Raw genomic sequence first — 13,480 nt, 5'->3', positions numbered from 1 at the left:
TCTCTGACGAGAGCCCGCGGAGGGGGCCGGGGTGGCCGTCACCATTTCCCGGACACCCTCAGCCCAGCAGCCGCGCTTCCACCTCCGGGGCGAGGCCGACGCTCGGCCGGTCCGGGCGCGTCGGGGGCAGGCCGCCGATGCTCCGGAGCCACTCCCACGTGTCGGCCACCGTCTCCTCCAGCGGACGGCACCGCAGGCCCGCCGCCACCGCCTTGGACACGTCGCCCCCGTGCATGAAGTCGTAGCTCTCGCCCACCAGCCAGATCGGCAGGTCCGTCCACGGTTTCACGCCCGCCGCCAGGATGCGCTCGGCCGCCACCCAGCGCAGCTCCGCGTCCGATCCGGTCACCTTGACGCAGGTCTCCAGGAGTTGCCTCATCGTCGCGAACCCCGGCGGGCTCACCACGTCATAGGCCCCGCCGAGCCCGCGCCCGGCCGCCGCCAGGCACCAGCCGGCCAGGTCGCGAACGTCGATGTACTGCAGGCCGAGGTCGCGCGGCTCCGGGGCGAGCACCGGGCCGCCGCGGGCGATCCGGCTCAGCCACCAGGGCAGGCGCCCGATGTTCTCGTACGGGCCCAGGATCAGGCCCGCACGGGCCAGCAGCGCCCGGTCCCCGAACGCCGCGACCGCCCCGGCCTCCGCCCCCGCCTTGTCCTTGGCGTAGTCGCCGTCGCCGTCGTCCGCCGCCACCGCCACGACCGGGGCGCTCTCGTCAGCGCCGAACGGCACCGGCGGCGCGTACACCGACCGGCTGGACACGTAGACGTAATGGCCGGCCCGGCCGGCCAGGAGCGACGCGGCCGCACCGACCGCGGCCCGCGCCCACGACCAGGTGTCGACCACCAGGTCCCACTCCCCGCGCTCCAGCGCCGCCAGCCCGCCGGGGGCCGTGCGGTCGCCGCGCAGCGCCGTCACGCCGGCCCGCGGCTCGTGCGTGCCGCGATTGAACGTCGTCACCTCCCAGCCCAGCGCCACCGCCTCGTCGACGAACGCCCGCCCCACGAACTCCGTGCCGCCCAGCACCAAAATCCTCATGGCATCCACCATGGCCCGCCGGGTTCGGGCGCGGTAGGTGTGCACGCCCTCAGCGGAATCGCCACCAGCGAATATGCCGGGGCGAACGCGGGCCCGGTCATGTTGCGACGGCCCTGCGCGGGTAAATGTCACAGACAGTGATGAAGTCGGGACGGGACGGGATGGTGAGCCGGCTGTTTCCACGCTCGATCCGCGCACGCCTGACCACGGTCGCGACCCTGATAGCGGCCGTGGTCTTCATCGCGACCGCCACCATCACGCTCGCCACCGTGCCCGACAACCTGCGCGACGTGGTCCAGACGAGGGTCGAGCTGGCAGCACGGCGGGTCGCCGCCGAGGCACGTGCCGGAAACCTCCCTCCGGTGCTGGAGACGCCGTCACGCGTCCATGTCCTCCAGGTGGTCTCGGCGGACGGCAGGCTGCTCGCGAGCAGCCCCGGCCTGGCCCAGGGCCTGCGGCTGACGGACCTCAAGCCCACCTGGCCCCAGGTCGTCCGCGTCGGCGAGCGCACCGTGTCCCGCAGCCCCGACGAGCCCGAGACCCACTACCTGGTCATGGCGATCGCGGCGCAGACCCCTCAAGGGCCTGTGACGGTCTACGGGGCGTCCTCGCTGACCGACGTGGACCGAGCCCTCAACTGGATATATGTCCTGGTATTCATTGGCACTCCGCTTGTCCTGGTGAGCGTGGCGGGCATCACCTGGATCTCGGTCGGGTCCGCGTTGCGGCCCGTCGAACGCATCCGTGCGGAAATGGCCGAGATCACCGGCCAGGACCTCAGCAGGCGCGTGCCCGTGCCCGACACCGGCGACGAGATCACCGACCTCGCCGCCACCACCAACGACACCCTCGACCGCCTCGAACGCTCCGCCGAGACCCAGCGCCGCTTCGTCGCCGACGCCTCCCACGAGCTCCGCAGCCCCATCTCGGCCCTGCGCGCCCAGCTGGAGGTGGCCCACGCCTACCCCGACGAGACGGACTGGCAGGCCACCGGCGAGCAGGCGCTGGCCGCAGCCGACCGCCTGGCCGGCATCATCGACGAGCTGCTGATGCTGGCCCGGCTGGACGCCGGCGCGCTCAGCGAGCGCCGCGTGGTGGACCTGGCTCACGTGGCGATGGACCACGTCCGCCGCCGCGAGGGCAATCGGGTGCCCATCATCCCCGACGTGTGCGCCGCGGCGCCCGTCCACGGTTCCCTCATGCAGCTCGACCGCCTGCTGACGAACCTGCTCGACAACGCCACCCGGCACGCCGCCACCCGCATCGACCTGGAAGTGGCCGTGGAAGGCGACAAGGTGATCGTCACGGTGACCGACGACGGCGACGGCATCCCGCCGGAGGATCGGGAGCGGGTCTTCGAACGCTTCACCCGCCTGGCCCCCGCCAGGGCCAAGGACAAGGGCGGCAGCGGCCTCGGCCTGGCCCTGTGCCGCGACATCGCCTCGGCCCACGACGGCGCCCTCACCGTCGCCGACCACTCGCCCGGGGCCCGCTTCGTGGTCGTCCTCCCCCTTTACGGGGAGCCGTGATCGGCCGCGGTCTGCCGTAGGCTCGCGCCCATGGATCTGCGCCAGCTCGCCGCCGAGATCGAACCCATTTCCAGCCGGTACGCGGACAAGCTCGGGATCGAGCGCGACGACGCCTGGTTCCTGCTCAAGCTCCAGGAGGAGATCGGCGAGCTGACCCAGGCGTTCCTCATGCGCTCCGGCCGGGCCAGGACCAAGGGGCGCACGGCGGACGAGCTGGACGCGGGGTTCCGGGAGGAGCTGGCCGACGTGCTGTGCCACGTGGTCCTCCTGGCCCACCATCACGGGGTGGACCTGGAGGCGGAGGTGGCGCGCAAGTGGCTGGCCTGGAAGCGCTGATGCGTGCGCCGTTACGGCGGCCGGGCCCGTGCGGGTCAGCGGGCGTCACCCTGGAGGCCCCTCGCCACGTGCGGCGGGTGGTGCCGCCCGTGCTCTGCCGTACAGGATGAAAGAGCCCCGCCACGTGCGGCGGGAAAAGGGGCGGCCCGCCCGGGAGGAAACGGGCGGGCCGGAGGGAAGAGGGGTCAGTTGACGGCGGTGATCCGGTTGGTGGCCGGCGGGGCGATGGGGTTGTCCTTGCCGAGCTGCTCGACGAAGGCGTCGATGTCCAGCGGCCCGCTCCACAGGTCGGTGCCGTCCTTGAAGCCCGCGAAGGCGTCGCCGCCGCCCACGAGGAAGTTGTTCGCGGCGACCCGGATCGACTGCGTGTCCGTCACCGGCACCCCGTCGATCTTCATGTCCGACACCTTGGAGCCCCAGGCGGCGCTCCGGCTGTAGGTGTAGGTGAAGTTCGCCGACGGCTGCAGGATCTTGGCGAACGGCTGGTTGTTGGGACCGCCGGTGAACTGCTGCTCGAGCACGGTCTTGAGCTGGGCGCCCGTGAGCGTGACGACCTGCATGAGGTTGTTGAACGGCTGCACGGTGAACGCCTCGCCGTACGTGACGACGCCGTCACCCTCGTTCGCCGGGGACGTCGCGTACGTCAGGGGCGCCCGCACCCCGCCCGGGTTCATCAGGGCGATCTGGGCGTTGCCGCCGGTCTTCGTCCCGGCCAGCTGGCCGTCGGCGATGAGGTCGCCGAGCGCGGACTCGCCGGACGCCGCGGCCGCGTTCGTGATGTCGGCGGTGATCTTGCCGACGGGCCTGTTGGCGACGGGGGCGACGCGGTCCCTCCACGTCTGCACGAACGCCGAAATTTCGGGATCCGGGGTGACTGTCCGGGTCACGACGTGGTTGTCCGCGACGACCGAGGCGCGGTCGATGTCCCGCGTCTTGACGTTCACGTTCAGGTCCACCTGCGTGATGACCCGCCCGAACGAGCCGCCCTGCGAGTAGACGCGGTCGTTGCCCGCCGGGTCCTTGACCTTGCACAGGTACGCCTGGTGGGAGTGCCCGCTGAGCACGACGTCGATCTCCGGGTCCACCTGCGTGGCGATGCGGTTGCCCGCACCCGGGACGGCGCTGCAGGCGTCGGGCGACTGGCCCGCGTTCACCTGGTCGCCCTCGTGCACCAGTACGACCTGCGCCTTCACCCCGACGAGCTTGAGCAGCTTCGAGGCGACGTTCGCGGCCTTCACCTCGTCCACGAACTTGAGGTCCTTGATCCCCTCGGCCGTGACGATGTTCGGCGTGGTCTGCGTGACGAGGCCGATGAAGCCGATCGGCACGCCGTTCATCCACTTGATGCTGACCGGCGGCAGCGCGGGCACGCCCCAGTCCGACAGGACCTTCTTGACCTGCGCCGAGTCCGAGCCGCCGAGGGCGGCGAGCGCGTCGGTCTTCTCGTTGCGGTTCTTGAACAGGACGTTCGCGCCCACGTAGTCGAACTTCGCGCCCTTCCACGGGCCGGCGGGCGAGCAGCCGTCCACCGGGTGGCAGCCGCCCTTCATGATGCGCCGCAGCTCGGTGTAGCCCTCGTCGAACTCGTGGTTGCCCACCGCGGCCACCTTGAGCCCCAGCTTGCCCATGAACTCGACCGACGGCTCGTCGTGGTAGGCCGCCGAGATCAGCGGCGTCGCCCCGATGAGGTCGCCCTGGGCCACGGCGATGGTGTTCTTGTCGGCCAGGGCCTTCATGTGGGTGGCGACGTACGCGGCGCCACCGGCGTCCACGGTCTGGCCATTCTCGTCCACCATGCGGCCGGAGGATCCGGTGGGGGGCTCGAGGTTGCCGTGGAAGTCGTTGAGCGCAAGCAGCCGTACGGGCACCGTACCAGGGGCTTTGCTCGCGTCCGCCGGGAGCGTGGCGAGCATGACCGCCCCCGAGGCGACGGCTCCGGCCAGCGCCAGCCGGAGGAAGGAACGAGACGTCATGGCCCAAGACGTTACGTTGGGAACCTATGCAGCCAATGGCGCAAAGGTAACGATTTGCCAGGCTGTCACATGGCGTTATTTGCCAGTCATACGCCTAGAGTTCGTTCTGTGAGCGAACGGGGGGATTGGCGCCACGTGATCGCTCACAGCGAAGGAGGGCCTGTGGGCGGGCATGTGAAGGTCAGGGAACGGCTCGATGACACCGAGGTCGCCTCGGTGCTCGGCCTGGTGGAGGCGGCGACGGAGGCCGACGGCGTCCGGCCGCTCAACGAGCACGTGATGCTCCATCTCCGCTACGGGGGCGACCCGCAGGCCCGGTCCCTGCTCCTGGAGGCGGACGGCACGCTCGTGGGCTACGCCCACATCGACCCGACGGACGAGGTCGAGGGCCCGAGCGCCGAGCTCGTCATCCACCCCGCCCACCGCCGTCAGGGCCACGGCGCGCGCCTGCTGAGCGCGGTCGCGGAGCTGGCGGACGGGCGGCCTCGCCTGTGGGCGCACGGCGACCACGCGGGCGCCGGGGCGCTGGCGGCCGCGTTCGGCTTCGAGCGGGTGCGCTCGCTCTGGCAGATGCGCCGCTCCCTCTTCGCCCCTCTTGAGGCTTCCGCCCTGCCCGACGGGGTCGTGCTGCGCACGTTCGTACCGGGTCAGGACGAGGAGGCCTGGCTCAAGGTCAACGCCGCCGCCTTCGCCCACCACCCCGAGCAGGGCGCCTGGACGATGGACGACCTGCTCCGCCGCGAGCAGGAGCCCTGGTTCGACCCGGAGGGGTTCTTCCTGGCCTTCCGCGGCGACCGGCTGGCCGGCTTCCACTGGACGAAGATCCACGGCTCCTCGTCCCACGGCCACGAGCCCCTGGGAGAGGTGTACGTCGTGGGCGTCGACCCCTCGCAGCAGGGCACCGGCCTGGGCAGGACGCTGACCCTGGCCGGGCTGTGCCACCTGCGCTCGCGTGGCCTCGCCCAGGCGATGCTGTACGTGGACGAGGCCAACACGGCGGCGATCAGGTTGTACGAGTCCCTCGGCTTCAACCGCTGGGACGTGGACGTGATGTACGCGCCCGCCGAGGAGGCGGCTACTCCACGATCGAGTGAAGGATGAAGTAGGAGACGGCGGCCACCAGGGCGGCGGCCGGGATGGTCAGGATCCAGGCGGTCACGATGTTCCCGGCGATCCCCCATCGCACGGCGCTGAGCCGCTTGGTGGCCCCCACGCCCATGATCGCCGTGGTGATCGTGTGCGTGGTGGAGATCGGTGCCCCGAACCCGATGGCCGCCCCGTACAGGACCGTCGCCGCCGCCGACTCCGCGGCGAAGCCCTGGGGCGGGTCGAGCGCGATGATGCGCCGGCCCAGCGTACGCATGATGCGCCAGCCGCCCGCGTACGTCCCCAGCGAGATCGCCCCGGCTGCGGCCAGGATGACCCACTGCGGGATGGGGTCGGACGGGTTGGCGAACCCGCCGACGGTGAGCGCCAGGAAGATGACACCCATGGTCTTCTGCGCGTCCTGCAGCCCGTGCCCGAGCGCCATGGCGGCGGCCGAGACGGTCTGCGCGTAGCGGAAGCCGCGGTTGGTCTTGCCCGGCTGGCTGTTGCGGAAGATCCAGTAAATTGCGATCATGATCAGGGCCGCCAGCGTGAACCCGATCAGCGGCGACAGCACCATCGGGATGACGACCTTCTCGACCACGCCGTCCCAGTGCACCACGCTGGCCGAGGCCAGGGCGGAGCCCACCAGTCCGCCGATGAGCGCGTGACTGGAGGAGGAGGGCAGGCCGAAGTACCACGTGATCAGGTTCCAGGAGATCGCACCGATGAGCGCCGCGGCCACGACGACCAGTCCGTGGGGGCCGTTCGGAGCGTCGATGATCCCCTTGCCGACCGTCTGCGCGACCTGGGTGCCCAGGTGGGCGCCGATGAAGTTCATGGCCGCGGCCATGAACAGCGCGGCCCTGGGGGTCAGGGCCCGGGTCGAGACGGAGGTTGCGATGGCGTTCGCCGCGTCATGGAACCCGTTGGTGTAGTCGAATACCAAAGAGATGACGACCACGCCGATGACGAGGGCGAGCGTAAGGTCCACTACTGGGCCTAGCTTTCCTTGACCGCGATCGACTCGACGGTGTTGGCCACGTGCTCGAAGGCGTCGGCCGCCTCTTCGAGGGCGTCGACGACCTCCTTCATCTTCATGACGGTGAGCGCGTCGTACTCACCGCTGAACAGCTTGGCCAGCAGCCTCCGGTAGACCTGGTCGCCCTGGTTCTCGAGGCGGTTGACCTCGATCCAGTACTCGTTGAGGTTCTTCATGGACCGCAGCCGCGGCATCGCCTCGGCCGTCAACTCGGCGGCCCGCTCCAGCACCTCGACCTGCCTGACCACGTCTTTCGGCAGGTGGTCGAGCTGGTACAGGACGATCAGGTCGGAGGCCGCCTCCATGGCGTCCATCACGTCGTCGAGGTTGGACGCGAGTCGGTAGATGTCCTCACGGTCGAACGGAGTGATAAAGCTCTCATTGAGCCGGTTCATGATCGCATGGGTGCGTTCGTCCCCGGCGTGCTCGCATGCACGCATCTTCTCGGCCAGGGCCTCCCTGTCCGATCCGTCACTAATGATCTCTACCAGCAAACGGGATGCGGTGACCAGGTTGTTCGCGGAGTCTGCGAACAGGTCGTAGTAGCTGTCCTCACGTGGCGTGAGACGCAGGCGCACGTCGTTCTCCAGATGTGCGGGGATGGTCCGTGGAAAGGGTACGGGCTACCAGGCGAAATGCGAACTTCATGTCCCCTTCTCCTACTGGTTACCCTGCGTATGTTGTGCGACACCCGGGACAGAGGGTACTTTGGTGTCTTTTTTGTCACGTTACCGGGGGACCGATATCAAACCTTGGTCCGATGGAAGTCCCGGAACGACCTCGACGGCGTCGGCCCCCGCTGCCCCTGATACCGCGACCCGTACTTCGCGGACCCGTACGGGTGCTCAGCGGGCGAACTGAGCCGGAACACGCACAACTGCCCGATCTTCATCCCCGGCCACAACTTGATCGGCAACGTGGCCACGTTCGACAGCTCCAACGTCACATGCCCGCTGAACCCCGGATCGATGAACCCCGCGGTCGAATGCGTCAGCAACCCGAGCCGCCCCAGCGAACTCTTCCCCTCCAGCCGCGACGCCAGATCATCCGGCAACGTCACCACCTCATAAGTGGAGGCCAGGACGAACTCCCCCGGATGCAGGATGAACGGCTCATCCCCGTCGGGCTCGACCATCCGCGTCAGATCCGGCTGCTCGACCGAGGGGTCGATGTGCGGGTACCGGTGGTTCTCGAAAACCCGAAAGAATCGGTCAAGCCGTACGTCGATGCTGGAGGGCTGGATCATGTCCAGGTCGAACGGCTCCAGCCCGAGCCGGCCGGCTTCGATCTCGGCAAGGATGTCACGGTCAGATAGCAGCACGGTGAGCAACCTACCGTCCGATCGGAAACTCTGTGGGGTTGGGATTGCTGTTGTGCGCCAAGTTTCCGCTACAGTGGGGGACGCGGCTTCGGGTCGCATGCGGGTGTAGTTCAATGGCAGAACATCAGCTTCCCAAGCTGACAGCGCGGGTTCGATTCCCGTCACCCGCTCTCAGACTGAAAAGCCAGGTCAGGGATGGATTCCCGACCTGGCTTTGATTGTTTCAGGGGCTCTCTTCGATCTTCCGTGCAACTAGCGTGCAATTAGCCCACGGGAGCCAGCGCACCCGCCGAGCCGTCATCGTCGCCCTCGTCGTACTTCTTGAGTTGCTGATCGATGGCGTCTGTGATCACCTGGTCAGCGCCCCTGACCGCGTGCTGGTAGATCATGGCCGCCCTGACGTTGTCGTGCCCCATCCGGGCCATCAGGTCCTTGAGACCGGCCCCCGACATCGCGGCCAGCATGTTCCCGGTGTGACGGAGATCGTGGAAGTGCAGGCCGGGGAGTCCCATGTCCTTGACCACGTCCACCCAGCGCGTACGGGTGCTGAACCCACTACGCCGCATCGGCCCGCCCTTCGCTGCCGGGAACATCAGCGCCCCTGGCTCGTCCTGGACGTAGGTGTCCGTGTGCTCCTTGAGGATGGGGATGATGCCCACGGTCCGCCGGCCCGCCTTGGACTTGGGAGGCCCGAGGAGCAGCCTACCTGTGGAGCGTTCCACGAAGGCGACGCGCACGCGAACGGCCTTGGCGACAAGGTCCACGTCCATCGACAGTGCGAAGGAGATCAACGCGGCGGGACTGTCGCTCAACATCATCTGCCAGAGCTACCCCGACCATCAGCTCAGGCGCCTGCTGAACTCCGGCACCCGCATCCGTTGCCTCTTCCTCGACCCCAGGGCCAGGCGATCCGCGCCCGCGAAGCAGAAGAGCGCTACACCGACAACACTCTGACTCACAGCCCTCAACATCACCATGCTGACCAGGCTGCGCGATCGACTCAACACCGCGTCGGCCCAGCGCCTCGAACTCCACATCTACGACGAGACGATCCGCTTCAACTTGCTGATCGTTGACCGTGCGTTCTGCGTGGTCCAGCCGTACCTACCGGAGGCCCGCGGAGTCGACTCGCCAACCTTCGTGATCAAAGACAACACCGCCGCGGAGGGGGTGTTCCCCATCTTCGACCAGGTGTTCAGGGATATGTGGGAGCGGAGCAAACCTGTATGACCATCGACGCCCGAACGCTTCTTCCCATCGCCGAACGCGCTGTATCGATCGCCAGCGAGATCATCAGAACCAAGGCCCCAGGCGTCGTCACCGCCAAGGGCGACCGCGACATGGCCACCGAGGTGGACTACGCCGTCGAGCACGCCGTACGGGAATTCCTGTCTCGCGAGACACCCACCCGGGACAAGCCGAGCAGACCAGGGCGGGCAGGTGCGCGCAGTGCGGCGACAAGACCGTAAGTCACGGGCTGGTTGCCCTGCCATTGGCGACGGCTATAGGGGTGGTTCTGGCACGGCTCCCCAGTAAAAGGTGGAATCTGCCAACAGTTGCCGGGTCAGTGTTATCCCGGTGAGGCGCTCGGCGAGCAAGAAGGCCGGCCCTTCGTAGAGATAAGGTAACCCGGGGTAGAGCCTGTCGATCTCCGCCATGGTGTCTACGAGTTCGTCCGGTGTCTCCATCATGTATCCCTCTTGCGCCCAGAAGCCGAATCTGATCTTGCCGTCCTCGAACCAGTAGAAGTAGTCCAAGCCCTTGATGCTGAGCGCGAACTGGGAGACAAGGCGGGTGCCCTTGGACAGCGAAGGGAGCACGTCTTCTTCGCGGGTGCCAAGCGAGCCAGATTCGACGATGAACGACCATTCGCCGATGGAGGCGATGCCGATCGGGTCGCCGGGGAATGGGAACTTGTCGGGGTTACCGGGGAATGGGCCGGGCGTGAAGTCCTCCCAGCGGCCGCCGAGGCGAGTGATTACCTGCTCGGGCGCGTCACGGACGTAGATGAAGCTGTAGCCATACTCGGTGTACTCTCCGCAGAGCCAGGAGACGTCAAGGGGATGCGTAGTCATGGCGCCATGCTGCCAGCCGCCACCGACAGTCGCAGACGCCCAGCAGTTCGAGGCTGCAGTTGCTCGCTTTGGGACCCTCAGGCATTCGCCGGGCACCGCCTGCGCAGGCCGCATTGCAGGAGCTTCTGGTGATCGTCGTGCCATTAGCGTGCCATTAAGGGCGGTAGCGAGGGGTCAACCACGGTCACTCACGACCGGTCTCAACCGCAGGTCAACGCTCTCACGAGCCAAGATCCCTGCAATTCCCAAGCTGACAGCGCAGGTTCAATTCCCGTCACCCGCTCTCATCGTGAAGGCCCAGGTAGACCGACGAAGTCGGTATCTGAGCCTTGATCTTTGTTGGGGCCAGATGCAACCGGGCCAGGCGGACCATCCACGTCCCCGTCATCATCGTGGCGTATCGGATGAGCCCTACCGCTCCGGACAACGCCAATCTCGACCATCCTGAGTGGATCAACGTCCTGAACTCGGCTGACGCCGCCTACCCCGCCTTGTCCTCCGACAAGCACAGCTTGTGACGAAACTCCGCGCAACGCCCTTGCACATAGGAGCGTCAGGCGCGTGGGGTGCGCGTCGCGCGAACGAGACCAGGTCGCGGGAGAACGGTGGCGCCTCGTGGCGCACCTCCCAGGCGGTTCATCACGTACGTCCTCGGCTGACGGGTGTGAGGTGCGAAAACCGCCGCTATTCGTTCTTCCTCCGCAAAGCCTGGCCTGAAAGCTTCACCAAAGCCGGAAGTGTTACGGCTGGTCGCCATTGGAGAGCTACGCTCCCCCTTTGCCGGGCTCCTATACGAAGGCCGGTGGACCGAGCTAGTAGCGATCGGGGAAGGGAGGCATCGTGGGACAGCCGCCCTACCACGCCGGGCCCGGTGCGTGGCAGCCGCAGGGCCAACCGCGCCATGCCAGAAGCGGGCCGCAAAGCGTATACGGGAATGCGCAACCGCCCTACCCGTTTGGTCCGCCGTATGCGCCTGGCGGGCCACCGCCCCCGCGGCGGCGCAGGAATTCGGGGTGTACGGCGGCGCTGTTGGGCGTCTCAGGGCTGCTGATAGCCGCCTTGGTGATCGCCGTCGGCTTCGTGGCGGTGTCCAAGCTGCGGGGCGATGTCCGTCCGATCGCACGGGGAGACCGCACCGCCTCGCCGGAGCCCGGGCGGGACATCGCCGAGGGCGGCGCCAAGCTGAAGACGGTCGAGCGTGACGGCTACGACGAGCTGAAAGGGGAGGAGGCAGAGGGGATCGCCGATCCTGGGCCGCTGGTGGCGAAACCCGGCCGCTCGCCGCGCCGGTACGCCGGCTCACCGGTCATCTCAGCCTGCACTCTGCTGACGTTCGCCGATCTGAACAAGCTCGGGCTGCTTCTGCACCCCAATCCCCTGGTCGGATCGTACCGGCGTTCCTACTTCGACGGGCAGGGCAATGGTCCGATCGAGAAGGGCGGGCTGTTCGTCCCGACCGACGCGCCGAACAGCTGCAAGTACGTGCTGTGGCCGAAGTCCCCGGTGGAGATCGCGGTTTTTCAGGAGAGCTACACCAGTTCCCGCGCCATGGACTACTCCTTCGATCGCTACAGCACGAGGCCGGCGATCGGCGAAGTGACGGTGCGGGAGCGCAAGCGCAGCTCGAGCCGAGTGAACGAGACCATCGACTACCTGCACTACGTTCTACGGCTGAAGAACACGGTCGTTCAAGTGGAGTTGTCGCTCCAGCGCGGACCCCAGCAGGAGAAGCTCAGGCGGGCGCTGCTGAAGACGATCGCCGGCAACCTGGTGGAGCGCTCGGCGGATCCGGCGGGCATCCCTTCTATCGCCTATGACAGCCCTCTGATCACCGCGAAGCCGGCGCCTGCGTGCGCCCTCATCGAGGCCAAGGACTTCCGGACGCTGTTCCACCGGCCGGCCGCGCCGTTCGTCGGGGAGGAGTTCGGCAGCGCGGCCGGCAGGACGAACTTCAGCATCGGCACGGGCATCCCCGACCAGAACGAGTACGCCTACGTCTACACACGGTGCGAGCGGAGCACGGGGCACAACTACCTCACCGACCGATACAAACTGCAGGTAGAGGTCATCAGCTACATGGCCGATGCCGCGCCCGCGCACTCTATCGACTTCACCAGGCCGCTCGACGGCGGGCAGCCGCTGACCCGTCCTGCGGGCGAGGAGTCGTACTGCGTGACCCGGCCCTATGCCCGATCGGCCGGCGCGCTGGTGTTCCGGAAGGGGCGATTCCTGGTGACGCTGTCGATGACTCAGCCCGATGATGTTCAGCGCTTTGATCCGCGCGAGCGCTGCGGGCGCATCGCCTCCGTGGCTCAGCGGGTGGCCGGCAGGCTGTAAGGCCCCTGCCCTGGAACGCACGCCGACCGCATGCTGCGGCTCGTCGCAACCGCCGAGGCGAACGTTTCCGAGTTTGACGACTGACTCGCCTGTTGCTGAACGGCGAACGCCGCGCGCGAGTTCTGATCGTGGGCCCGTGGCCGTGCCCGTTGCGTGTCCGTCAGGTTGGTGCATAGCGGGGAGTCACGGAGACTCATGGTCGCTCGGCTGGCATTTGCCCAAGCCGGCGTTTTCCCAGTTCAAACCGTGTGATCTTGAAGGCTTCCCAAGCTGACAGTGCGGGTTCGATTCCCATCACCCGCTCCATACCAGAAAGCCCAGGCCAATCGGCATTTTCAGGATCCGAGCTTTGATCTTGTTCGAGCTTATCGATCCTCTCGTGCCATTAGGCGTGCCGTTAGGGCCGATGATCACTCAGCGGGTACCAGCACGCCAGGCGGGTCGTCCTCGCCGTCGCCGCGTGCTCGTTCGTTCCCGATCAGGTGCTTGTCGATCGCTTGCGTGATCACCTGGGTCCGCCCCGCGCACCGCATGCTGATAGATCATCGCGGCGCGCACGTTGTGATGGCCCATTCGAACCATCAGGTCCTTGGGGCCCCGCACCCGACTCCGCCGCGATTGTGTTCCCCGTGTGGTCAAGGTCGCGCAGGTGGAGACTCGGCACCCCGATGGCCCGTACGGCATGCGTCCAACCGCTCACTTGTTGAACCCACTCCGCCGCATCGGGCCGCCCTTGACCCCCGCG

General features: G+C 67.7%; 12 protein-coding genes, 1 tRNA gene and 1 pseudogene. 7 read left to right on the top strand and 7 right to left on the bottom strand.

The annotated features are described in order from the left end of the window. Positions 1–58: 58 nt before the first annotated feature. The gene (locus tag ACIHFD_RS26455) at positions 59–1,036 is read right to left on the bottom strand and encodes an NAD-dependent epimerase/dehydratase family protein (RefSeq protein ID WP_397369129.1); all 978 of its coding nucleotides are present in this window, start codon (positions 1,034–1,036) and stop codon (positions 59–61) included. 140 nt (positions 1,037–1,176) lie between these two features. On the opposite strand from ACIHFD_RS26455, the gene ACIHFD_RS26450 reads away from it, so the two are divergent. Both ACIHFD_RS26450 and ACIHFD_RS26445 read left to right on the top strand, forming a co-directional pair. After that, positions 1,177–2,565, top strand: a complete 1,389-nt coding sequence (locus ACIHFD_RS26450) for a sensor histidine kinase (protein WP_397369128.1) — start codon at positions 1,177–1,179, stop codon at positions 2,563–2,565. A gap of 30 nt (positions 2,566–2,595) precedes the next feature. Beyond that, complete coding sequence (locus ACIHFD_RS26445) at positions 2,596–2,901, top strand: pyrophosphatase (RefSeq protein ID WP_355204173.1); 306 nt, start codon at positions 2,596–2,598, stop codon at positions 2,899–2,901. Positions 2,902–3,086: 185 nt separating this feature from the next. Here the strand turns inward: ACIHFD_RS26445 and ACIHFD_RS26440 are convergent, their stop codons facing one another. Next, positions 3,087–4,874: a bifunctional metallophosphatase/5'-nucleotidase gene (locus tag ACIHFD_RS26440; RefSeq protein ID WP_397369127.1), complete on the bottom strand. Its 1,788-nt coding sequence runs from the start codon at positions 4,872–4,874 to the stop codon at positions 3,087–3,089. Between the two features lie 162 nt (positions 4,875–5,036). Here ACIHFD_RS26440 and mshD point away from each other — a divergent pair, with 162 nt between their 5' ends. Then, the gene (mshD, locus tag ACIHFD_RS26435; protein WP_363961989.1) at positions 5,037–5,975 is read left to right on the top strand and encodes a mycothiol synthase; all 939 of its coding nucleotides are present in this window, start codon (positions 5,037–5,039) and stop codon (positions 5,973–5,975) included. Here mshD and ACIHFD_RS26430 read toward each other — a convergent pair. From ACIHFD_RS26430 to dcd, 3 genes are all read right to left on the bottom strand, one after another. Further along, positions 5,950–6,954: an inorganic phosphate transporter gene (locus tag ACIHFD_RS26430; protein WP_350733100.1), complete on the bottom strand. Its 1,005-nt coding sequence runs from the start codon at positions 6,952–6,954 to the stop codon at positions 5,950–5,952. The two genes, mshD and ACIHFD_RS26430, sit on opposite strands and share 26 nt — an antisense overlap. Before the next feature lie 8 nt (positions 6,955–6,962). Then, positions 6,963–7,580 (bottom strand): DUF47 domain-containing protein, encoded by a 618-nt coding sequence (locus ACIHFD_RS26425; protein WP_043625094.1) that lies wholly within the window; start codon positions 7,578–7,580, stop codon positions 6,963–6,965. Between the two features lie 167 nt (positions 7,581–7,747). Continuing rightward, complete coding sequence (gene dcd, locus ACIHFD_RS26420) at positions 7,748–8,323, bottom strand: dCTP deaminase (protein ID WP_397369126.1); 576 nt, start codon at positions 8,321–8,323, stop codon at positions 7,748–7,750. A 99-nt stretch (positions 8,324–8,422) separates the two neighbouring features. Between dcd and ACIHFD_RS26415 the strand changes: the two genes are divergently transcribed. After that, positions 8,423–8,493, top strand: a tRNA-Gly gene (locus ACIHFD_RS26415). 93 nt (positions 8,494–8,586) lie between these two features. On the opposite strand, the gene ACIHFD_RS26410 is transcribed toward ACIHFD_RS26415, so the two are convergent. Continuing rightward, entirely contained in the window at positions 8,587–9,141 is a 555-nt protein-coding gene (locus tag ACIHFD_RS26410) for a tyrosine-type recombinase/integrase (RefSeq protein ID WP_397369125.1), read from the bottom strand. On the opposite strand from ACIHFD_RS26410, the pseudogene ACIHFD_RS26405 reads away from it, so the two are divergent. Continuing rightward, positions 9,032–9,553: pseudogene (locus ACIHFD_RS26405) on the top strand (DUF5919 domain-containing protein). The gene ACIHFD_RS26410 and the pseudogene ACIHFD_RS26405 sit on opposite strands and share 110 nt — an antisense overlap. Continuing rightward, the gene (locus ACIHFD_RS26400) at positions 9,550–9,792 is read left to right on the top strand and encodes a hypothetical protein (RefSeq protein WP_397369124.1); all 243 of its coding nucleotides are present in this window, start codon (positions 9,550–9,552) and stop codon (positions 9,790–9,792) included. The pseudogene ACIHFD_RS26405 and the gene ACIHFD_RS26400 overlap by 4 nt, the downstream one beginning before the upstream one ends. Positions 9,793–9,825: 33 nt before the next feature. Here the strand turns inward: ACIHFD_RS26400 and ACIHFD_RS26395 are convergent, their stop codons facing one another. Beyond that, positions 9,826–10,398, bottom strand: a complete 573-nt coding sequence (locus ACIHFD_RS26395) for a DUF6461 domain-containing protein (RefSeq protein WP_397369123.1) — start codon at positions 10,396–10,398, stop codon at positions 9,826–9,828. Between the two features lie 840 nt (positions 10,399–11,238). On the opposite strand from ACIHFD_RS26395, the gene ACIHFD_RS26390 reads away from it, so the two are divergent. After that, the gene (locus ACIHFD_RS26390) at positions 11,239–12,735 is read left to right on the top strand and encodes a hypothetical protein (protein ID WP_397369122.1); all 1,497 of its coding nucleotides are present in this window, start codon (positions 11,239–11,241) and stop codon (positions 12,733–12,735) included. Positions 12,736–13,480: the final 745 nt, after the last annotated feature.

The organism is Nonomuraea sp. NPDC051941 (genome assembly GCF_044593615.1).
This window is presented reverse-complemented; position numbering and strand designations above follow the sequence as displayed.

Excerpts from the sequence above, each read along its gene's own strand:
- ACIHFD_RS26455 (WP_397369129.1), bottom strand. The coding sequence starts at position 1,036 with ATGAGGATTTTGGTGCTGGGCGGCACGGAGTTCGTGGGGCGGGCGTTC.
- ACIHFD_RS26450 (WP_397369128.1), top strand. The coding sequence starts at position 1,177 with ATGAAGTCGGGACGGGACGGGATGGTGAGCCGGCTGTTTCCACGCTCG.
- ACIHFD_RS26445 (WP_355204173.1), top strand. The coding sequence starts at position 2,596 with ATGGATCTGCGCCAGCTCGCCGCCGAGATCGAACCCATTTCCAGCCGG.
- ACIHFD_RS26440 (WP_397369127.1), bottom strand. The coding sequence starts at position 4,874 with ATGACGTCTCGTTCCTTCCTCCGGCTGGCGCTGGCCGGAGCCGTCGCC.
- ACIHFD_RS26410 (WP_397369125.1), bottom strand. The coding sequence starts at position 9,141 with ATGATGTTGAGCGACAGTCCCGCCGCGTTGATCTCCTTCGCACTGTCG.
- ACIHFD_RS26400 (WP_397369124.1), top strand. The coding sequence starts at position 9,550 with ATGACCATCGACGCCCGAACGCTTCTTCCCATCGCCGAACGCGCTGTA.
- ACIHFD_RS26395 (WP_397369123.1), bottom strand. The coding sequence starts at position 10,398 with ATGACTACGCATCCCCTTGACGTCTCCTGGCTCTGCGGAGAGTACACC.